We start from the raw sequence: 19,302 nt of genomic DNA, 5'->3' as shown, positions 1-19,302 counted from the left end.
ACGATGAACATTCAAACCGAGCATCGCCACCCGAACACCGGTCCCACGCCATACGACGAGGTCTACTACCCCGGCCACGTCTACGGGCTCACTCATCCGAACCATCTTGCTACCATTGCTGCTATTTACGGCATGCAGTCAGCGCCGGTCGAGCGTTGCCGGGTGCTGGAGCTTGGCTGCGGCGTTGGCGGCAACCTGTTGCCGATGGCCTTTCAATATCCGGGCAGCGAATTCGTCGGTGTCGACCTGAGCGGCGTGACGATCGAGCGCGGCCAGCGAAATATCGCCACATTGGGCCTGAGCAACATCAAGCTCCTCCATTGCGACATCATGAATGTCGACGCAGGCTTCGGGGAGTTCGACTACATCTTAGCGCACGGCGTGTATTCCTGGGTGCCGCCGGCGGTGCGCGAGAAGATGATGATGATCTTCAAGCAGAACCTGGCTCCCCGCGGGGTCTGCTACGTCAGCTACAATGCGCACCCGTTCTCGCATCTTCGCGACATGGTCCGCGACATGATGCGGTATCACACCCGCCGTCTCACCGGCATGAAGGAGAAGGTCGGACAGGCCCGCGCGATCCTGAAGTTCCTGAGCGACGGCTCGAAGGCCAACTCGGTGCACGGCGCAGTTATGCGCGACCAGTACAACCGCGTCCTCAAGTCCCCCGACGAGCTTCTGTTTCACGACGATCTCGATGATGGTGCCGAGGCGTTCTTGCTGCATGAGGTCGCCGAGGACGCAAGCCGCCATGGCCTGCAATATCTGGGCGATGCTGATTTTTCACGACGCTATCTTGCCGGCTATTCCGAGGAGGTTCGCGCGACGCTGCAGCGCTTCCCGGAAAGCGAGTTCATGGCGCGCGATCAATATCAGGACTTCATCGACGGCAACGGCTTTCGGCGCACCTTGCTCTGCCACGACAGCATTTCGCTGTCCCGCCAGGTCGACCTCGATTTCGTCACCCGGTTCCATTTGCTGAGCACGACCAACCCGGTCGACCCCGACGCCTGCGTGACCGACGATTCCGCGATGGAATTCGAGAACCAGGACGGCAGCAGGGTCACGGTAACCAATCCGCTCTTGAAGGCCGCGCATCTATGTCTGGGCCGGGCCTGGCCGCGAGCATTATCATTCGACGAGCTGCTCGATGGGGCCCGCGCGCTGCTGGGCGACCGGCGGGCGGATGATGACCAAAAGGTGTTGACGGAGGCGATGTTCATCCTGGCTTGCAGCGGCGAGGTTTCGTTCCTGCTGTCGCGTCCCTTTTTGTTGAAGGAAGCTACCGAGCATCCGCAGGCGAGCCTGCTCGCGCGAAGACAAGCGCAAACAGGTCCGCTCGTCACCAACCTCCTCCACCAAACGGTGCAGTTGGAGGACGACCGGACCAGGGATTTCCTGCAATTGCTCGACGGAGCGCGGACCATCGACCAGATCACGGCCGAAATGACGGAAAAATTCGGCCCGACCATCCGGATAGACCAGAAGGATAATGCCGGGCAGCCTGCCGAGCCGTTATTGCTGTCAACGCGAGAAAGCGTTCAGCGCTCGCTTGCGATGGTCGGCAAGCTGGGCCTGCTGGTCGCGTGATGCGCTCAAGTGCGTCGGCTCCGTTGGCGATGAACGGCAGGAGTTGGAAGCTCCTGCCATTTCCTGCAACGGATGCGGCCCGGCACTCTAGAGCGTTTTCCGATCACGTTGCGTCGTAACCAGCCGCGACGAGATAATTTTGACATTCCTCGGGTGAGAAGCGTTTGAGAGCGTTGGCGATTGCTTGCCAGAGATCGGGCATGGTGCGGGCTGCGGCGGCCCGCAACAGCGCTTTCAGTTTGGAGAAGGCCATTTCAATCGGGTTGAAGTCTGGACTGTAGGGCGGAAGATAGAGCAGGCTAGCTCCGACCGCCTGGATGGCCTCTCGAACGCCATGGACCTTGTGAGCGGGCAAGTTGTCCATGATAACGGTATCGCCCGGCCGCAGCGATGGGGCGAGCAATTGCTCGACGTAGGCCAGGAAAGCGTCGCCATCCATTGGACCGTCCAGAACAAGCGGCGCGATCAGACCGTCGGAGCGCAATCCAGCGGTGAACGTCGTCGTCTTCCAATGTCCGTGTGGGATAGCTGCACGACATCGCTCGCCGCGTGGCGAGCGCCCGTAACGCCGCGCCATTTTGGTGTTGGCGCTGGTTTCGTCGATGAAGACGAGACGCTCAGGGTCAAGGTCGATTTGCCCTTCGAACCACTCCTCACGTGCGGCATTTATATCGCCGCGCCGTTGCTCGGCGGCGTGCGCTGTCTTTTTTTAAGTGTGATCTTTCTGCGCTGGAAAAAACGCCAGAGCGACGCGATGCCAGTCGATATTCCATGACGTTTCAACAGTTCTCGCAACTCGGCAAGCGTGATATCCGGCCTCGCTGTCACCGCCTCCAGAATCAATTGCGAATGCGCTTCGATGCGCTGCGATTTGCGGTCACCGCCCTGGCGTTTAGGAACGATGTCGCCAACTTTCTTGAGGCGAGCGCGCCAGCGGATCGCACTGGCCGCGCTGACACCAAAGCGCTCAGCAGCCTGTCGACAGGACATGCCACCGTCAATCGCGGCTACCACCCTTTGGCGAAGATCAACCGAAAGCGCCCTGGCCATACATGCTGGCCTCCCTCGCCAGCATGCAGCTTGAATCTGACTCGCGCCGTTTTGGGAATCCCCACCCGATTCTTTCCGGTCGGAAAATGCTCTAGCCGTCGTGGGTATATTGCTGGCCGAGGAGCCATCCCGTGAGAATACCGCCGGGTCCGCTGGCATAGACCGGATCAAGGCCAACACCTGCGCGCAGCATCTTCCACTCATGCTCGCCGACCCAGGGAATCCCGGGATCGCCCTTCTGATACTGGGACAGCAGCGTTCGGGCGACCTCTGCGGCATTGGCGTAGATCGGCCCGTTGGCCCAGCGAGGGCGGGGCAGGCCCGTCATGCGGCAATAGAGCGCCGTGCAGACGTAGGCAGACGCCTCTTCGGCATTGGCATCAAGGCCTGTACGCAGCAGATCGTATGCAGCATGCAGGCTCTCGTGGACGATATAGGCCTCGTCCAGCCGCCCCGCCGCCGACACGACCTCCAGCGTGTTCGCCGCAACCGCCGTGCCGTCCGCCCTGGTTCTCGCGACATCGTTGTATTGTGCAGCAACGCCTGCCGCGAGATCCGTCGGAGGTCTGACGGTGACCTGCCCCAACCGGATCGCGCGGGCGACGTGATGGAACGTTTGCGGCGCAATCGTCACATGGCTGCCGCGGATCGGAAACCGGAAGCGCATGCGTGCGACCGCCGGGCCATGGAGTACGTCCAATACCCTGCTCCGCAGTGACATTTGATCGTCCTCGTTGTTCGCACTACCCCACGGTTGGTGGTCGCCGTTTCCGATCAGCAGGTTCAAACAGTCATTGCACCGGCGCGATAGGAATTCGAATAACCTGGGCCGGGCGGCAGCTTGGTCGAACGAGCCGGCATTGAACCCGAACCCGTCCGGGCGAGACCAATTTGGGGCGAGGATTGCCTCGGAGTGCGCCCCATGACGACGACCGATCCGACGACGACCGACACTTACCGGAAGATCGCGGCACGACTGACCATGCTGCGGCCGCAGATCGATTTGAAGAATTATTTTGCCGGCCCCAACCCGGATGTGCGCCTTTATGACGAGAAGCCCTACATCCGGCACCAGCTCGAGAAGTATGGTGTCGCTGCCGCGACGACCACGCTCGACGGCGTCACCTTCCTGCCCAAGGACTGGGAAGAGCTGATCAAGAAGCTGCGCATAGCCAAGACGACGGACGGATTCGACGCCTTCGCCGAAGGGCAAAGCCCGGAGAAAGCGTCGCATTGGGCCCTCGATCTGTCGATGGCGGCAACGATCGGCAAGGGGTTCCGGGAGATCTGGCGCCCAAAGCTGTCGGACAGGCCGCTCTCAACGCGGGATCTCCCGGGCCGCCATGGCTTCGGGCTCGGGCGCGACCGCGGACAATGGAGCGACGCCTACAGCTCGCAATTCGGCAAGGACCCGCAGCCCCAGGACATCACCTCGTTGCATTTCGCCGTAGCACCTGATCGGGTGAACGTGCACATCGACGAAACAGGCTTCGTATTCGAAGGCGTGGACGGCGCCCTTACGGTCGGACCGAACTTCGTGCATCACGCCGGCAATGAGCTGTTCTGGAAGAGCAACAAGCATATACCGCAATGGGCCGCGGAGCACATCGATCTGATCCTGCCGAACAGCGCGAACGACTTTTCGCGCGTGGGCATTTCGGTCGACATGTACCAGCGCAAAGACTTGCGCGTTACGGTCACGGGCTCCTGCGGACTTTTCGGCGGTTTCGAGTGCTCCGGAACCGTGAGCATCAGCGGCACGCATGATCTGCTCGGCTCGAAGCCAAAAGGCCGGCGCTAAAGCGGATATCGCTCGTTCGACATTGCTTCGTGTCTACGCCTCCAATCTACGAATGAGGCTCTTCGATTTGCCACTGCCAGTTGGTGGCCCGAATCAATGGAACCATCGAACCGCCTCGAGGTAGCGGCGACCAATAGGTATTGGTGGCGAGAACGCGTAGTTCCGCAGGAATCGGCGGGGGAGGTCTTACATTGCCGAACCAGGAAAGGCCGTTGAAGCCCGTCGTCGAAAGCTATGTACCGCCCGCGGGAATCCGGCATGCGGTGACGGCAGACGAGACCTGGATATCCCTTGCCAAGCGGATCGGCATCGCCCCCTGGGACCTCATCGAGTTCAATTTTCCGGGCGTCAAGCTCGTCAAGCAGCGCGATTTCCAACAAGCCACACGCCAGGTGAACTGGTACCTGGCCGAGTATGTCGGCTGCCGCGCGATGTCGCCCGATCGCCAAAATTTTGCGTTTTCCTCCGGTACGACGGGCGGGAGAGGTGGATGGCGAGGGGGATTCATCTATCTGCCGCCAGGTACGCCGCCTCCCCCGCCGATTGCGCCCACTCCACCGGTTGCGCCCACCCCAGCGGCTCCGACCCCGCCGGAATGTGAAGGAAGCCGACCCGACTTCGCGCGCGTGCTGGACGTGAGCGAACGGGATTTCGCGCGCAACGTTTTTGGCCCGACGCTGCCGCCGTGGGAGACAATTGCGATTACCAATGGCCTGGGAGCAGGCGGAAGACCGTGGACGAACGATGGACCGTTCTTCAGGGGAGGCAATCCCATGGTGCCGAGCATGCGGTATGCCATCAATCTTGGCAGTGTCGCGTTCAGTAACCTGGCATCGCCTAGCCCCACCTTCGGTCTCTTGTGCGACGACTTCGGTCGCATTTGCGACCTCTTCGTGCACGAAATGACCCATGTGTGGCAGGCGTTCAACGATTCAAACTGGACGATGGCGCGCTCGTTCTGGGCGCAGACAATCGGTTCCGGCTACGAGTACACGCCGGGCGATTCCTGGGACTCATACAACGTCGAGCAACAGGCACACATCGTTGAAGATTGGCACAAATACAAAATCAGTTCTCCGATGCTTGCCGAGGAGCGCTATCCGTACGTCCGGCTCGTGATCCGCTCTGGACGCCTCACTTTTCCTCGCGGGCTGGATCTTGTGGCATTGAAAAAGGACCTTCAAGATCTGCGCGCAAGGCACCTGGACTAGAACCCGCTGCAGGGGAGTGGTCGGGAGTCTACTTAACTGAAGCACCGACACGCCGAGCATTCGACGCGGTGCGGTCGCGCATTCTTCCTCTCAAAAGTATTTTTCCGACTTGCGTGCTGGTCAGCTTCGCAGCGCAAGCACACGGAGAAGAATTGCGCGGCCGCCATGCGACAGGCGATCGTGAAACAGTTCGGAGAGCCGGTCTCCACGCTTCCGCACCGAAAACCTCTTCCGGAGCTCATGGGCGCGAGACAGCGAGCAATAGAGACAATCACGACGTAGCCGGCGCAGGCGGCTGCCATAGCCTCTAACATCGGCGCTCGCGTAGGCCTCCATCAGGGTGCGCATCAAATAGTCATCGCTCGGATCAACATAAGTTTCGTGGGAAACGCTCGATGATCGCATCGACACGGGTTCATCGCTCGACAGAAATAGGTTCCTGCGGGTCAGCCCATCCGATACGCCCGTCGCTTCTTTTGTGAAATCTCCATAGTTCACAAAAGGCAGCGCTGCGAGTTGCCGGCGCAGATTTTCGAGCGTCGCCGACGGCGATCCGGACGCCGTTGCCCGCGCTGGTGTCGAGCTTATTGGCGCGCACCGTGGCGTAGAGGTCGCCCCAGAATTTGTCCCAGGGGGCGGTGCCGTTGCGGTTAGACGACGGATTCTTGCGAACGCTATATGTGGTTTGAGTGAGGTAGGCCGCCAGTTCGCCCATGTGGCGCGTAACAGCGCCGTCAGGATCATAGACGTCGATCATGGCGTGGACGCACTCATGCAGGAGCAGCGCCCGATCGCTATCATTTGCGGGCGGCGACTTCTTCTGCGTCAACAGAACATCCGTAACCTGATCGTAGAAGGCGAGATCCTGAGTGCCGCCCTTCACCAATATATTGCCGGCGCGAATGTGATCGCGAACTGTCGTCAAGTATTCGCCCTTGATATGGATCTTGTCGACGTAGAACTCGATACCAAGCGCGACCGAGTCACTGAGTGTGTCCAGGACGTCGCCTTCGGTCAGTGGCATGACCTACCTCCCTTGCGTGGTCGAGCAATAGTGGTCCGGCCAGGCTCCGCAAGCGCTGAAACGCTGTACTGCACCAATAGGAGCCGCCCGCCCCTCCGTTCGCGTTGTGGAAGGTGGCTAGATCGTCCCGCCGCCGCCGCCGAAGATTTCGACGACCACAGCGCGATTGGCGGCCCTGTTCATCACGGTCGTGTTGTCCTTCAGATACTCGTAGTGTGAGGCGGGCTTGACGGAGAAGACGCGCGAGCGGGCGCTTGGGCCGAACAGGTGAAAGACGTTCTTGGCCCGGCCCGTGCGCAGGAAGCTGTTGTTCCGTTCGCCGCCGGTGCTGTCGCTGTATCCGACGATCTGGAACTGCAACGACTTGTCGGTCTCAAATCGGATGAGCTGCGCTGCCAACAGCGGATCGCGCTTGGCGATGTTCTTGAGATGCCGCCAGTCGACGCCGAAATCCCAGATGATGAGATATTGGCAGATGCCGGCCGGCGGGACCAGACTGACGTCCACACCGAGATGGCCGACCTCGGTGCGGGACGTCGCGACTTCATTGGCCACGTAGGGAAAGACGGCGGCGCTGTGAACCTTGGCAAGCGGCGAGCACTGCGGTTGCGTCGCCATATTCGGCATCTGTTCCACCGGGCCCGGCGGCGTGTATTGCGGCAGTGGCTGCGGCGCGCGTCCCATGGCAATTTCTCCCATTGCTGGCGTGGCCTGCCCAAAGCTGAGCACTGGAGGGAGCGTCGGCTCCCACCACGGCTATGACTAGTAGTGACGTGAGCGGTCGGGGAAGTTCAAAGGCGAGGTGCGGGCGCCCTCAACAGGGCCATTAGCGGACATTGATTGGCCTTCCGCGCTCTCCGGAAAGCGGGGTAGGCTACGCCTATTGCCGTCCGTGCCAAATTGTTGCGGAGGAACTGGCCATGAAACTTCGCCGCCGAAATTTTCTGCATCTCGCCGCGGGGACCGGCCAGATTGTTTTCCCGCCGCCGAAGGAGGCTCTCATTTCCGCGCGCAAGATTTCGCGTTGACGGACCGAACTAAGACAGGAGAACCAGACATGGCCGCCTTTCAAGAGGTTTTCCGCCGCTCCGGCATCGATGAGCGCCGCAGCCCGCCGGGCATGGTGGTGCCGTTCGGCGGCTCCAACATCGTGGCGCTGATCGATCCCGGAAGAAAGCTCAAAGTCGATCCTAACGCCCATGCCCTCGGGATCAAGGAGATCGATGGCGCCGATACCCTTAGACGCGTCATGCAGGCCAGAGAAACCTTCTCCAAACCCGATATCGATCCGCAGCTCAGGGCGGCGTCACTTCCCGCCAACTTCAATGGCGATGCACGGTTTTTCGAGATCAATGGCCGGATTAAGCCGATTGGTTTTCCCGGCCTGGAGGTGGTGGCCCGTTCGGCCGGCCGGAAGATCGAAGCCAAGCTCTATGTCGTGGTGCTACCGGAAATCAAGATCAAGGTGGCGTTCCGCAATGTCATGGTTCCGGGGAGTGGCGGCGCTCCGGCGTTTCACGCCAAGAAGCCCTGCATCGAGCAAGACGAATTGCTGACGATGAACAATATATGGAGGCCGCAGGCCAACATCCGCTTCGAGCGGGTGCCAAGCGACTGGCTGGTCATCGACGACTCGCAGGCTGCCATCAAACAGGAGATCGCCAATGCGACTGGCATGAAGGATGCGAGCCTGGCGACCTTTCCCGATGTGATCGACGTCGAAAAACTGAAGGGCATCTTCGTCAAACACAAAGTTCAGGGCGCCCATCTAACCATTTTCTGCGTCGATAAGGTTTGGTCCAATGGCGGCCTCGCCAATGGCTCGTTTGCTCGCGGGCTGGACCTTGCCTTCATCAGCTCGCAACGCGGGCCTAACACGTCTGCCCATGAATCCGGCCATTTTCTCGGCTACTACTCGAAGAGCGCGAGCAAACCTTGGGACAGCCAAGGCCACACGCTGGAGACCGATCCGAAAACCGGAAAAGAAAACAGGGCGGAAGACATCAAGATGCTGATGCGCGGGGGAGGCGCCGGGTGGAAAATCCCGTTCAATCTCGTCAAGGAGTTCCGCGACTTCCCCGGCTAGCATCCGAAGATCAGACAGAAGCTGGAAATCACTCCAGACGTTGAATGTCGCCTTGGGTCAAAAGCTGCCCCGACGGCCCCGAAACGCTTACTTTGCCACCTGGCAGGCAGAGCGTGTCATCGGCCATCATGACCGCAATACGCTGCGCTTACGCCTCGATCCCAAGGGAGATTCGACAGACCTTGAGCCGGGCATGAGTGTCTGGCTTGAGAACTAGCGAGGACCCGAGCTCCGAAGTATCGCTTTGGCTGCTCACGTCTCAATCGGCTTCGGAGCTGATGTCGCGATTGGACTGCACCCCACGCCTGGGTACGCTCATTGTTACGCGCGAAGCACTCGATCGAACCCGCACGATTCATCCTCCGTTGCAGGCGAACTCGAGAGGCGCGCCCTGCGCAACTCGTCGGTGTCTTTGATCGCATCGCGTATCGGTGGCATGATGATGCGCGCTGAAGCCCGTGGAAGCCGAAATTGTAAGCCAAGGTTGTCGTTGCAATGCGGACCAGGCTCCAACTTCGCGACGTGACCAAGCCCCTGGGCCAAGCGGCGGTGGGCGCGTTGACGATCGGAATACTGCGTGCCGCTCGCCATTTCGATCCAACCAAGACCGCCAACTTATTCGCTCGGATCACTCGCTCAATCGGGCCCATGATGCGGGAGCAAAAGACCGGTCGAGCCAATCTAACCGCCGCATTTCCGGAAAAATCGCCTGCAGAGATCGAGACCATTCTCGCAGGCGCCTGGGACAATCTCGGTCGAGTCGGCGCCGAATTCGCGCATCTTGATTGCGGATTCCGACGAAGCCGGCCATGCATTCCAATTCGAAGCCGGCCGGGTATTCCGATCTGAAGCCGGCCACCCGTGGCGTCGTTCGCATGGGTCAATTTCATGATGTCGTCGAGGGCTGGGAAGGTCAAGAGACCGGTTGATCTTGAGCGGGTTGCTTCTGCTTCCTGAGGCTCTCTCCTTTGAGTTCGATGCGGTAGGCATTGTGGACGAGGCGATCGAGAATCGCGTCGGCGATGGTGGGGTTGCCGATGATTTCGTACCAGCGATCGACGGGCAGCTGGCTGGTGTGCATGTTTCGCGGGATCGTGAGCACGGATTTCAGGGGATCGTGAGCAGAGATTTCAGACGATCGTGAGCACGGATTTCGCGGGATCGTGAGCAGCTTTTCAGCAACTCAGCCCGCTTCGGCCGACAACTCAACCGGCTTAGGAACTGCCTCGTCAGTGAACGAGGAAGGCCGATGCCCACCCAGAGATTGTCGATGCGCCGGATCAAAGAGGTTCTCCGCTTAAAACATGTTCAAGGCTTGCCGGAGCGAGCCATCGCGCGCACCTTGGGCATCAGCAACGGCGCCGTGCACAGCTATCTACGCCGAGCCGGGGCTGCCGGGCTGAAGTGGCCGTTGCCGGCCGGAATGAGCGACGAGGACCTGGAGCTGCTGCTTTTCCCGGCGCCGAGGCCTGCGTCGCAGAGCCCCCAGCGGGCCGTTCCCGACTGGGGCTATGTCGACAAGGAGCTGCGCCGACGCAACGTGACCCGTCGGCTGCTGTGGGACGAGTATCGCGCCACCCATCCCGATGGCTTCGGCTACACCTGGTTCTGCACGACGTACGAGGCCTGGAAGGGGCGAGCCCGGCCTTCGATGCGGCAGACGCATCTGGGCGGCGAGAAGGTTTTCGTGGATTTCGCCGGCGACACCATCGACGTCATCGATCCCTCAAACGGGGAAGTGCAGTCGATGAAGCTGTTCGTCGCGGCGATGGGCGCCTCCAACTATACCTATGCCGAGGCCTGTCCAAGCGAGGGGCTCGCCGACTGGATCCGGGTCCACATCAATCTTTTCGCCTTCCTCGGCGGCGTGCCGACATTCGTAGTCTGCGACAATCTCAAGGCCGCCGTCACCAATCCCGACCGCCACGATCCCGGCCTCAACCGAACCTATGCCGAGATGGCGAGCCATTACGGCACGGCCATTCTCGCAGCCCGGCCGCGGCGCCCAAAAGATAAGGAAAAGGTCGAAGTTGCGGTGCAAGTCGCCCAGCGATGGATTCTGGCGCGGCTGCGCAACCAACGCTTCTTTTCGTTGGCGGAGCTGAACGCAGCCATCAAAACACTCGTCGTCGAACTCAATGCAAGGCAGATGCGCGACTTTGGCGCCAGTCGCGCCGAACTGTTCGCCGAGCTCGACAAGCCCAAGCTTACAAAGCTGCCGGACCAGGCTTACGCTTTCGCACGCTGGAAGCGATGCCGGATCGGCCCCGACTATCATATCGAGATCGATGGACACTGGTATTCCGCGCCGTATCGGCTCATCCGTGAGCTTGTCGACGCACGCATCGATGACAGAACGGTCGAGATCTTCCACAACGGCCGCAGGATCGCCAGCCACGCCCGCGCGCCCAACCGGCGGGGCCACACCACCATCGCCGACCATATGCCCAGCGCCCATCGGCGCTACGGTCAATGGACGCCCGCCGGAGTGATCGTCGCCGGCGAGCGGATCGGTCCGTCGACCGCCGCCTTCTTCCAGGCCGTGATCGCGGCCCGGCCGCATCCCGAGCAAGGCTTTCGCACCTGCCTCGGCATTCTGTCACTGGTCAAAAGCTACAGCGCGGAGCGCGTCGAAGCGGCCTGCCGGCGCGGCATTCTGATCAAGGCGCGATCCGTCGCCTCGATCCGCTCCATCCTCCAGAACGGTCTGGATCGTACCTTTCTCGACGAGCCCTCCGAACACCAACCCCTGCGCCACGGCAACATCCGCGGCCGCGATTATTTTCACTGAAGCCAAGGAGACCTGTATGCTCAACCATCCCACCCACGAACGCCTGATCGAGCTCGGCTTGAGCGGCATGGCCAAGGCCTTCGAGGAGCAGCGACGATCGCCTGATCTCGAAGCCTTGCCGTTCGAAGATCGCATCGGCCTGCTGGTCGACCGGGAAGCGGCGGAACGCGACACCAGGCGGCTCACCACGCGCCTCAAGCTGGCCTCGCTCCGCCAGAATGCCTGCGTGGAGGACGTCGATTTGCGCACGCCGCGGGGTATCGACCGGGCCGTCTTCGCCAAGCTCGCCAGCGGCGACTGGATCGATCGCCACGAGAATTTGCTCATAACCGGGGCGACCGGATTGGGCAAAAGTTGGTTAGCCTGTGCCCTCGGCCACAAGGCCTGCCGAGATAATCGCTCGGTCCTCTATCACCGCGTCCCAAGATTGTTCGAAGCGTTGGGGCTCGCGCGGGGCGATGGACGTTATGCCCGCTTGCTCAAAACCCTTGGCCGCGCCCAGGTTCTGATTTTGGATGATTGGGGATTGTCGGTGCTCACCGCTGCCGAGCGGCGCGATCTACTGGAAATCCTTGACGATCGCCATGGCCGCTCCTCCACCATCGTAACCAGCCAACTCCCTGTGGACACATGGCACGAAGTTATCGGAGATCCCACGCTAGGCGACGCGATTCTGGATCGCCTCGTCCACAACGCTCACCGCCTCCAGCTTGCTGGCGAAAGCATGCGAAAACGCAACGCCAAAACCATCACCCTTGACGAGCAGCCAGAACGCTGACCCTATCACCGCCTCGGCCGGAGCGAGGCTGCTCACGATCGTCTGAATTCGGCGCTCATGATCGCGCGAAATCGCTGCTCACGATCACTGAAATATGCAGCTGGTGACGATAATCGAGCGGGCTTCGTATCGATCCTCGACGATTTCGAGCAAATCACGGCGCTGGTCGGCGTCGAGAGGTTCTGGTCCCCAGTCGTCCAGGATCAGCAGATCAAGTCGTGCGATCGCCCGCAGCATCTTGGTATAGCGGCCATCGGCGCGGCCGAGTGCGAGAGCGGCGAAGAGACGCGGCACACGATGGTAGGCAACTGAGAAGTCGTCTCGGCAAGCCTTGTTGCCGAGGGCACAAGCGAGCCAGCTCTTGCCGACGCCGCACGGCCCGGTAACAAGGAGATTATGTCGTGCCCGGATCCAGTCGCCAGCGGCGAGTTTTAGAAAGAGCGTGCGGTCGAGGCCGCGGATAGCGCGGTAATCGACATCCTCGACGCAGGCGGCATGACGCAGCTTGGCGGCTCGAGCTCTGCTTTCGAACCGCTTTTGCTGGCGCAGCGTTTTCTCGTGTTCCAGGAGCAACGCCAGCCATTCGGCGTGTTCGAGGCTGCGCGCTTCGGACTGGGCATCGAGGTCCTTGAAGCCTTTGGCCATACCGTGGAGACCAAGGCTATGCAGCAGGTCGAGGGTGGGATGGGTGAGCATGCTGGATAATCCTTTCAATGGAAGTAACCGGGGCCGCGCAGATTGGGATGTTCGATGATCGCGTCCTCGGTATCGCGAGAACTGCGTTCGAGCTTGTTGGCGATGATGGAGGCGATGCTCTTGTAGGTCAGTGCGCTGACCGCGACCGCGCGGGCCGCGATCAGCTCGGCGCGTTCGGGATCAATATCCTTGAACAGCCGAAGCACGCCGAGACAGGTCCGGAATCCCTGTTCGGGATGAGGCCGATTGGCCAGGATGGCGAGAACGAGCCCCTCGGTGTTGGGCCCGATCGACCGCCCCCAGCGCCGGAATCGATCGGGAGTCCACTCGGCGTAACGCCGATGCGCACTGGGCATGTGATCGGGATCAGTGCCGTGCCGGCGGCCGCCATAACGGCGCTGGTGAGCAGCAACACGCAAACCCCGATGGAACAACTCGATGGTCCGGGTGGTGGCGCGAACGTCGACCTGCTCCCGGATCAGGCCGTGTGGAACTGAGTAGAAGAAGCCGTCGACCTCGACGTGATAATCGAGCGAGACGCGGGCCAGGAGCCATTCCGCGAACTGATAGTCGGCATCCGGCAACGGCGCCAGGACAGGCATCTCGACGGTCTCGAACAATTGTCGGCGGCTGACGCCGATCCGGCGCATGACGTGGGCGTTGATGCGCTCCAGCGCGGCGGCGATTGCCGCATTCGCCTCAGCCAGCGAGAAGAAGGTCTGCCGGCGAAGCCGCCCGAGGATATAGGTCTGGGCAAAACGCACTCCGGCTTCCACTTTTGCCTTATCCCGGGGCTTTCTTGGCCGTGCCGGAAGGATGCCAACGCCGTAATGGGACGCCATCATCCCGTAGCTGCGATTGATTTCGGGGTCGTAGAACGACGCCCGGTGCACGCCGGACTTCAGATTGTCAGGGACGACGAGGCGTGGCACCCCGCCAAAGAACCGGAACATTCGGACATGAGCCTCGATCCAGTCCGGAAGTGTCTGCGTCCAGGTCGCCTCGGCGTAGGTGTAATTCGAGGCGCCAAGCACGGCGACGAAGATCTCCGCGTCGCGCACAACCCCGGTTGCGCGATCAACGATCATGATCTTCTTGCCGGAGTAATCGACAAAGACCTTGTCGCCGGCCGGATGGTCCTGCCGCATCGTCGGAGACAGCCGCCGCTCGAATTCCCGGAATAAATCGCAGAACCGGCTGTAGCCATAACCTTCCGGATGGACCGCCCGGTACTCCTCCCACAGCACCATCAGATTGACGCCAGGCCGCTTCAGCTCACAGGCCAGCGAGGCCCAATCCGGCTCCCGGCGCCGGCGGAAGCCGCGCCTGACGCCGGCATGGGCAAACAGACGTTGTTCAAGAACGGCGTCGGTCAGATCGCCCGCCAAAGGCCACGCCAGCCCGGCAGTCGAGGCACGCTTGAGATTGTCCTGGATCGTGCTGCGCGCCACCCCGAGCGTGCGCCCGATCTCCCGGGCGCTCACCCCATCACGGGCAAGCCGCAGCATCTGTCGTATCTGTCGCATGGTCAGTTCTCTCTTGGCCGGCATCCGCTTCCCCTCGTGGATCAACGAGGGACTTGATGCCTGAAGGACTGACCCAAACGAAAACGCCGACTTCCAAAACCCGGCCGGCTTCAAATCGGAATGCCGGCCGGTTTCATTTCGGAATCGTGGCCGGCTTCAAATCGGAACGATGGCCGGCTTCAAGTCGGAATACCCGGCCGGAATAAATCGGAATCCGCATCTTTGCGAGTCATCTCGCTAACTGGGAACTTCCGGCCCTGGCAGCCGTCGCGCACGGGTCGGATACTGCGATCCTGTATCGCCGACCCAACATCGCGTCCGCCGACCGCATCATCCAGGATATGCGCGCCGTGAAAATGGGCACGCTCATTCCCGCGGGTCGTGATGCGCCCCTAAGACTTGCCGAGGCCCTTAAAAGTGGCCAGCACGTTGGAATGCTGGTCGACCAGTATCTGACCAACGGCGTCGAGGTTACTTTCTTCGGCCGCAAGACCAGGGCCAATCCGATGCTTGCGCGACTGCTGCGGCAGATTGAGTGCCCGATTCATGGTGTGCGCGTCATCCGTCTGCCCGGACAGCGCTTTCGTGGCGAACTGTCTGAAGAAGTGAAGCCGGTCCGCGATGCCGCCGGACAAATTGACATTCAGGGAACGATGCAGGCGGTCACATCGGTCATCGAGGGCTGGATCCGCGAATATCCCGATCAGTGGCTGTGGCTACACCGTCGCTGGAGGTAGCACTTGACTGACTGCGGTAGCCCTTAGTGGAGGTACATGGTCCAGCTCGGCAATGCGGCGGTCAATCTCGCCGATCACGCGTTCCGAGAACGGCCCGAGGTGCATGTACAACGCCATCAGCATCACGATGTACCGTAGCGCGCCCGGATTGGTCTCCGCGACTTCGACGAAGGTCTTCCAGAACGGCTCGCGAACCTTCGGCAGGGCCCGCATGATCTTGTGTACGCTGTCGATGCCGCCAAGCCTCTTGCGCACGTCGCCATCCGGCAGGTCGCGGCGTCGGTCGGACCGGTCGAGCATGGCGGCGAGACGCGACAGCCGTCCTGCATATGCTGCCGGACTGTAGACGTGCCCGAGCACAGCCTTGTAATCGGCAAGGATGTCACGAAGCGGACGCTTAGTATCGAAATTGCATCCGAGCGTGCACTGATCGCCCGTCTGCTCGACATTCATGAGGTCATGGCCCTGGTGCAAGCGGCCTTCCGCGGCCAACCGCCGTGTAAGCTGTGTCCCAGGCAGCGCATAAAGCAGTCCAACGATGGAGACTGGAATGCTCGCCTCCTCGATGAGGTCGGCCATCGCCTGTCCTATCGAGGCCTTTTCGCTATCGAACCCGACGATGAAGCCAGCGGTGACGAACATGCCGTAGCCGTAAATCTTGTGAATGCACTCGGCGATGTTGCGCCTGGTGTTCTGCTTCTTCTTCATCTGCACGAGCGTCTCGGGATCCGGGCTCTCGATGCCGACGAAGATCGCGAAGAAGTTCGCATCCTTCATTGCCTGCAACAACTCGCTGTCGTCCGCGATGTTGATCGAGGCTTCGGTTGAGAACTCGAATGGATAGTCGTGCTCCTCCAGCCAGGCTTTGAGCCGCGGCATCAGGGTGCGGAGGTTCTTCTTGTTGCCGATGAAATTGTCGTCGACGAAATCGACATGCCCGCGATAACCGTGATCGTGGAGCGCCTGCAACTCTGCGAGAATCTGATCGTTGGTCTTGGTACGCGGCACGCGACCATATAGCTCGATAATATCGCAGAACTCGCAGGTGAACGGGCAGCCACGCGAATACTGCAAGCCGATGTATAGATAGTGATCGAAGTTGAGCAGATCGTAGCGAGGCATGGGGCTCAGCGTGACATCTATCGTGAATTTCTCGGCGATGAACACGCCCTTGCGTTCGCCGCTTTCCCAGGCGGCGATGAACTGCTCGATGACCTGCTCGGCCTCGCCGATCACCTGGAAGTCCGCGTCCGCGTAAAGATGCGGGCTGGAGGAGACGTCCGGCCCACCAACACATACCGGCTTGCCGCGCAGGTGGGCGAGATCGATCAGATAGATGGCATCAGGCTGCTGGTTGAGCATACCGCCGATCATCACAAGATCGGCCCAGTCGAGGTCCGCATCTGTCAACGCCTCGGTATTGCGGTTGACGAGCCGGATGTCCCAATGCTTCGGCAACATAGCGGCGACGGTGATCAGGCCGAGTGGCGCCGTTGGATACTTCGCGCCGACGAGTTCGCAGGCCTCCGCATAGTTCCAAAACGAATTCCGAACGAACTTCGGATAGATCATCAGGACGCGGCAGGGGATTGTCATGCTGTTCCAGCCCGGGCGTTGATGGCACAATGCCCCGCTGTTGATCGGGGCTCAAGGGGTCGCTTCGCTCGTCGATAAGGCGTTTGAGTGCTGGTTATGGAGGTGAGCACTGCGGTTCAGCTCGCGCACCTCGGCAGTAGTGCATTGCGAATCAATCAGGTCGGACGCGAACATCGCGGACCGTAAGGCTAGTATTAGTATCAGCAGATACGCGTTCTAATTGGATTTTTTTGGGGCACGCTTTTTCGGTCCAGTTCCGGCACCGTCCCCACGGCAGGGCCAAGCATCCCTGAATGCTTCGATCGCGACGGTGATCCCCGGTTCATTCACTCGATCCGGATTGTTATCAAGATACTGCAGAAAAACCTTCGCACTTTGCAAAGGGCTGCCTTGCGCGGGGGGGCATGCACGCACGTCAGCGGGCAGATTTGGTGAAAAGAGCATCGCGGTCTCGATCATTCCCTCACATGCGCCTGCGGACCGAGCTTCGTCCTGATTGCGAAGCGAGTTCTTGACAAGCAGCTCGCAAGACTTTTGCGCGTCGGTTCCCTTATCGACAACCGTGGCACTGGCCTTCCCGATGATCGCTAGGATAAGGCCGGCAACAATCATATGGACCCGCATCCACGTCCCCCGAATACCGGCGCGATAGCTTGCAGGCATTGAGTATGCCGCAATAGAGCGGCCGCCCGCGCCGTTCCAGGCGGCTCAGACGGCTTAGCTCAAAAAAAGCGTCTGATCCACCGCGCTCGAATAGGAGCGAAGTGAACTCACCTCTTCCATTTCCACAAAGCTAAAAGAGCCCTTGTCGACTTGACAACACGCAGCTTTACGCGCCGTGACCGCCGCAAAGGTCGGCTACACCGCGATCATGATCGCGAATCAACATCGGCGGCGACAAGCGTGCTGATGGTACAGATCTCGATCCGGCGCGGAGAGCATCTATTATCCTGCCGTGTACGCGACGTGCACTGGTCGATTGATGTCGATGCTCGGCCTCGACGCAGAACCATTGCCTAAGCGGTGATCTTCGTCTGCGACGACAAGTTCTGCGAACCTTCCTCAACTACGCCAAGGAGGACTTCACCCTCAGAACGGTTTCCAACAAGAGCTTAGCCACGACCAAGCGGAGGTGGAGCTGCCTTGCAGCGCAGCGCCACGGACGTTCCATGATCTCCCGGCCTATTCATCAACCAGGCGAGGCAGCGCACGAAGGTTGGTCGTATCGAACCGCATCCTCAAAGAACAAGCTCGCTTGAATTTCTTGAAGACCTCACACCCATCCAGACGCAAGGAAGAGTGGATGAACTCAATCCGAGGATTTTAGCCTCGACCTGGTTCAAGCTGCACCGTTTTTCGTCCCCCGTTCAGCTCTCTGAGTTTGTTGACGTATTCCTCAGGCTTTAGCAGATGAAACGGAGCGTTGAGGCCCATGAACGTCGCTATGCGGCCGATAAAGGCAGTACAGTTTGTCGTTGCTGCATTCCAGAGCGGCGAAGACTCCTGCTGGCGCTTGATATAAGCAAAGACCTTCTTGGCGTCTGCCTCAGACAAATAGACGCGATAGCTGGCCGTCAGATATTGCTCGTCAAGATCACCGTAGGTCGCACCCGTCTCAGAAGGGACAAACATAATGTGTCCCAGGATATAGGGCACCTCGTCGCCGGCCGGAGCCAGACCAGCGACCTCGACCTGCTTTTCGCCCGTCTTTCCGTACCAGACGAATGCATGACCGTACGTTGCCGCCGTGCGGGCACGAAAATCAACGTAGTAGGGACCCGTGGCGGCAGCTCTTCGAGCTGGTTTTACATCGGATATCGCCGGCGTAGCAGCAGCCATGGTCGCTGCATGCTTCATCGCCGAACTGGGGAGAGCGTCCCGTTGCTGCTGGTCGGTACGCGCCACGAGTGGTTGCGCGCTACTGATCCCGGCCCCCAAGCCTACAAGGGCCGCCAGCATGGCGGCCCTTGCAAGAAGCCCCAGACCCGGATATTTCCGAATCGCTCCCGCCATCTTCGAATCCTCTTGGATCCAAGATCCGATGCCACAGGTAATCTGCTCCCCCAAACGAACGCCGCTGGCGTACGAATGAATAGTCAGATCAACCCTTGGTCACCAACGGAGCCGGGGCAGCGACCGGGTATTTGCCCACGGGGCTCTTACCCACGGGATATTTGCCGATCGGAGCTTTGCCAACCGGCGCCGCGACGGCAACCGGCTGAGGCCGTGGCAGGTCCGCAGCAGCTGCGGTTCCCACGAAAGCCAAAGAAGCGATTCCAAGGACAACGAATTTCAACATCGGTTCTCACCATTGTTCGGAACGATTGGATTCACCTGACACGCATAGGAATAACCCGACACTCGCCACGGCACCAACGAATAGACCGGGGAGTCCGCGGTTCCGACCGCTTTTTCT

Annotated in this window: 15 protein-coding genes and 4 pseudogenes; 8 read left to right on the top strand and 11 right to left on the bottom strand. The window is 60.5% G+C overall.

Annotation, left to right across the window (positions count from 1 at the left end):
- The first annotated feature begins 3 nt into the window (after positions 1-3).
- Positions 4-1,590, top strand: coding sequence for a methyltransferase regulatory domain-containing protein (locus HAP41_RS14195; protein WP_166100836.1), 1,587 nt, complete (start codon positions 4-6; stop codon positions 1,588-1,590).
- 103 nt (positions 1,591-1,693) lie between these two features.
- Here HAP41_RS14195 and HAP41_RS14190 read toward each other — a convergent pair.
- Positions 1,694-2,640, bottom strand: a protein-coding gene (locus HAP41_RS14190; RefSeq protein WP_166055883.1) for an IS630 family transposase whose coding sequence is annotated in 2 segments (ribosomal slippage) — positions 1,694-2,301 and positions 2,301-2,640 — 948 coding nt in all. Because the reading frame shifts where the segments join, the coding sequence is not laid out codon by codon here.
- 91 nt (positions 2,641-2,731) lie between these two features.
- Positions 2,732-3,340, bottom strand: a complete 609-nt coding sequence (locus HAP41_RS14185; protein ID WP_224580850.1) for a hypothetical protein — start codon at positions 3,338-3,340, stop codon at positions 2,732-2,734.
- 222 nt (positions 3,341-3,562) lie between these two features.
- On the opposite strand from HAP41_RS14185, the gene HAP41_RS14180 reads away from it, so the two are divergent.
- Positions 3,563-4,441 (top strand): hypothetical protein, encoded by an 879-nt coding sequence (locus HAP41_RS14180; protein WP_063981811.1) that lies wholly within the window; start codon positions 3,563-3,565, stop codon positions 4,439-4,441.
- A gap of 212 nt (positions 4,442-4,653) precedes the next feature.
- Positions 4,654-5,652, top strand: coding sequence for a hypothetical protein (locus tag HAP41_RS14175; RefSeq protein ID WP_175618131.1), 999 nt, complete (start codon positions 4,654-4,656; stop codon positions 5,650-5,652).
- Between the two features lie 415 nt (positions 5,653-6,067).
- Here the strand turns inward: HAP41_RS14175 and HAP41_RS14170 are convergent, their stop codons facing one another.
- Both HAP41_RS14170 and HAP41_RS14165 read right to left on the bottom strand, forming a co-directional pair.
- Positions 6,068-6,676: a hypothetical protein gene (locus tag HAP41_RS14170; protein WP_224580851.1), complete on the bottom strand. Its 609-nt coding sequence runs from the start codon at positions 6,674-6,676 to the stop codon at positions 6,068-6,070.
- Between the two features lie 117 nt (positions 6,677-6,793).
- The gene (locus HAP41_RS14165; protein ID WP_063981809.1) at positions 6,794-7,360 is read right to left on the bottom strand and encodes an OmpA family protein; all 567 of its coding nucleotides are present in this window, start codon (positions 7,358-7,360) and stop codon (positions 6,794-6,796) included.
- A gap of 373 nt (positions 7,361-7,733) precedes the next feature.
- Between HAP41_RS14165 and HAP41_RS14160 the strand changes: the two genes are divergently transcribed.
- Together HAP41_RS14160 and HAP41_RS14155 are read left to right on the top strand one after the other, a co-directional pair.
- Positions 7,734-8,762 (top strand): hypothetical protein, encoded by a 1,029-nt coding sequence (locus HAP41_RS14160; RefSeq protein ID WP_166100839.1) that lies wholly within the window; start codon positions 7,734-7,736, stop codon positions 8,760-8,762.
- A gap of 495 nt (positions 8,763-9,257) precedes the next feature.
- A pseudogene (locus HAP41_RS14155) lies at positions 9,258-9,548 on the top strand (LpxL/LpxP family acyltransferase); the annotation flags it as partial.
- Between the two features lie 127 nt (positions 9,549-9,675).
- Here the strand turns inward: HAP41_RS14155 and HAP41_RS14150 are convergent.
- Positions 9,676-9,837, bottom strand: a pseudogene (locus HAP41_RS14150) (ATP-binding protein); the annotation flags it as partial.
- A 174-nt stretch (positions 9,838-10,011) separates the two neighbouring features.
- Between HAP41_RS14150 and istA (HAP41_RS14145) the strand changes: the two are divergent.
- Together istA (HAP41_RS14145) and istB are read left to right on the top strand one after the other, a co-directional pair.
- Positions 10,012-11,553 carry an IS21 family transposase gene (istA, locus tag HAP41_RS14145; RefSeq protein WP_166096740.1) on the top strand — a complete coding sequence of 514 codons (1,542 nt, stop codon included), beginning with the start codon at positions 10,012-10,014 and terminating at the stop codon, positions 11,551-11,553.
- 16 nt (positions 11,554-11,569) lie between these two features.
- Positions 11,570-12,331, top strand: coding sequence for an IS21-like element helper ATPase IstB (gene istB, locus HAP41_RS14140; RefSeq protein WP_166063422.1), 762 nt, complete (start codon positions 11,570-11,572; stop codon positions 12,329-12,331).
- A 99-nt stretch (positions 12,332-12,430) separates the two neighbouring features.
- Here istB and HAP41_RS14135 read toward each other — a convergent pair.
- Together HAP41_RS14135 and istA (HAP41_RS14130) are read right to left on the bottom strand one after the other, a co-directional pair.
- Positions 12,431-13,027: pseudogene (locus HAP41_RS14135) on the bottom strand (ATP-binding protein); the annotation flags it as partial.
- A 14-nt stretch (positions 13,028-13,041) separates the two neighbouring features.
- Positions 13,042-14,553, bottom strand: coding sequence for an IS21 family transposase (istA, locus tag HAP41_RS14130; RefSeq protein ID WP_166105319.1), 1,512 nt, complete (start codon positions 14,551-14,553; stop codon positions 13,042-13,044).
- 218 nt (positions 14,554-14,771) lie between these two features.
- Between istA (HAP41_RS14130) and HAP41_RS14125 the strand changes: the two are divergent.
- Positions 14,772-15,290, top strand: a pseudogene (locus HAP41_RS14125) (lipid A biosynthesis lauroyl acyltransferase); the annotation flags it as partial.
- On the opposite strand, the gene HAP41_RS14120 reads toward HAP41_RS14125, so the two are convergent.
- The 4 genes from HAP41_RS14120 to HAP41_RS50740 all read right to left on the bottom strand — a co-directional run bounded on the left by HAP41_RS14120 (position 15,270) and on the right by HAP41_RS50740 (position 19,185).
- Positions 15,270-16,886, bottom strand: a complete 1,617-nt coding sequence (locus HAP41_RS14120; RefSeq protein WP_166100841.1) for a B12-binding domain-containing radical SAM protein — start codon at positions 16,884-16,886, stop codon at positions 15,270-15,272. The pseudogene HAP41_RS14125 and the gene HAP41_RS14120 overlap by 21 nt on opposite strands.
- Positions 16,887-17,102: 216 nt before the next feature.
- Positions 17,103-17,510 carry a Rap1a/Tai family immunity protein gene (locus HAP41_RS14115; protein WP_071911343.1) on the bottom strand — a complete coding sequence of 136 codons (408 nt, stop codon included), beginning with the start codon at positions 17,508-17,510 and terminating at the stop codon, positions 17,103-17,105.
- 699 nt (positions 17,511-18,209) lie between these two features.
- The gene (locus tag HAP41_RS14110) at positions 18,210-18,899 is read right to left on the bottom strand and encodes a hypothetical protein (RefSeq protein ID WP_224580852.1); all 690 of its coding nucleotides are present in this window, start codon (positions 18,897-18,899) and stop codon (positions 18,210-18,212) included.
- A gap of 88 nt (positions 18,900-18,987) precedes the next feature.
- Positions 18,988-19,185, bottom strand: a complete 198-nt coding sequence (locus HAP41_RS50740; RefSeq protein ID WP_071911340.1) for a hypothetical protein — start codon at positions 19,183-19,185, stop codon at positions 18,988-18,990.
- Positions 19,186-19,302: the final 117 nt, after the last annotated feature.

The sequence above is a fragment of the Bradyrhizobium barranii subsp. apii genome, assembly GCF_011516635.5.
Taxonomy (GTDB): Bacteria; Pseudomonadota; Alphaproteobacteria; order Rhizobiales; family Xanthobacteraceae; genus Bradyrhizobium; species Bradyrhizobium barranii.
The sequence above is the reverse complement of the archived record's forward strand: the minus strand, read 5'-3'. Positions and strand labels throughout refer to the sequence as shown.

What these genes read in the sequence shown, in the direction of transcription:
- HAP41_RS14195 (WP_166100836.1), top strand. Translation starts at nt 4, where the DNA reads ATGAACATTCAAACCGAGCATCGCCACCCGAACACCGGTCCCACGCCA.
- HAP41_RS14180 (WP_063981811.1), top strand. Translation starts at nt 3,563, where the DNA reads ATGACGACGACCGATCCGACGACGACCGACACTTACCGGAAGATCGCG.
- HAP41_RS14170 (WP_224580851.1), bottom strand. Translation starts at nt 6,676, where the DNA reads ATGCCACTGACCGAAGGCGACGTCCTGGACACACTCAGTGACTCGGTC.
- HAP41_RS14165 (WP_063981809.1), bottom strand. Translation starts at nt 7,360, where the DNA reads ATGGGACGCGCGCCGCAGCCACTGCCGCAATACACGCCGCCGGGCCCG.
- HAP41_RS14160 (WP_166100839.1), top strand. Translation starts at nt 7,734, where the DNA reads ATGGCCGCCTTTCAAGAGGTTTTCCGCCGCTCCGGCATCGATGAGCGC.
- istA (WP_166096740.1), top strand. Translation starts at nt 10,012, where the DNA reads ATGCCCACCCAGAGATTGTCGATGCGCCGGATCAAAGAGGTTCTCCGC.
- istB (WP_166063422.1), top strand. Translation starts at nt 11,570, where the DNA reads ATGCTCAACCATCCCACCCACGAACGCCTGATCGAGCTCGGCTTGAGC.
- istA (WP_166105319.1), bottom strand. Translation starts at nt 14,553, where the DNA reads ATGCGACAGATACGACAGATGCTGCGGCTTGCCCGTGATGGGGTGAGC.
- HAP41_RS14120 (WP_166100841.1), bottom strand. Translation starts at nt 16,886, where the DNA reads ATGACAATCCCCTGCCGCGTCCTGATGATCTATCCGAAGTTCGTTCGG.
- HAP41_RS14115 (WP_071911343.1), bottom strand. Translation starts at nt 17,510, where the DNA reads ATGCGGGTCCATATGATTGTTGCCGGCCTTATCCTAGCGATCATCGGG.
- HAP41_RS14110 (WP_224580852.1), bottom strand. Translation starts at nt 18,899, where the DNA reads ATGGCGGGAGCGATTCGGAAATATCCGGGTCTGGGGCTTCTTGCAAGG.
- HAP41_RS50740 (WP_071911340.1), bottom strand. Translation starts at nt 19,185, where the DNA reads ATGTTGAAATTCGTTGTCCTTGGAATCGCTTCTTTGGCTTTCGTGGGA.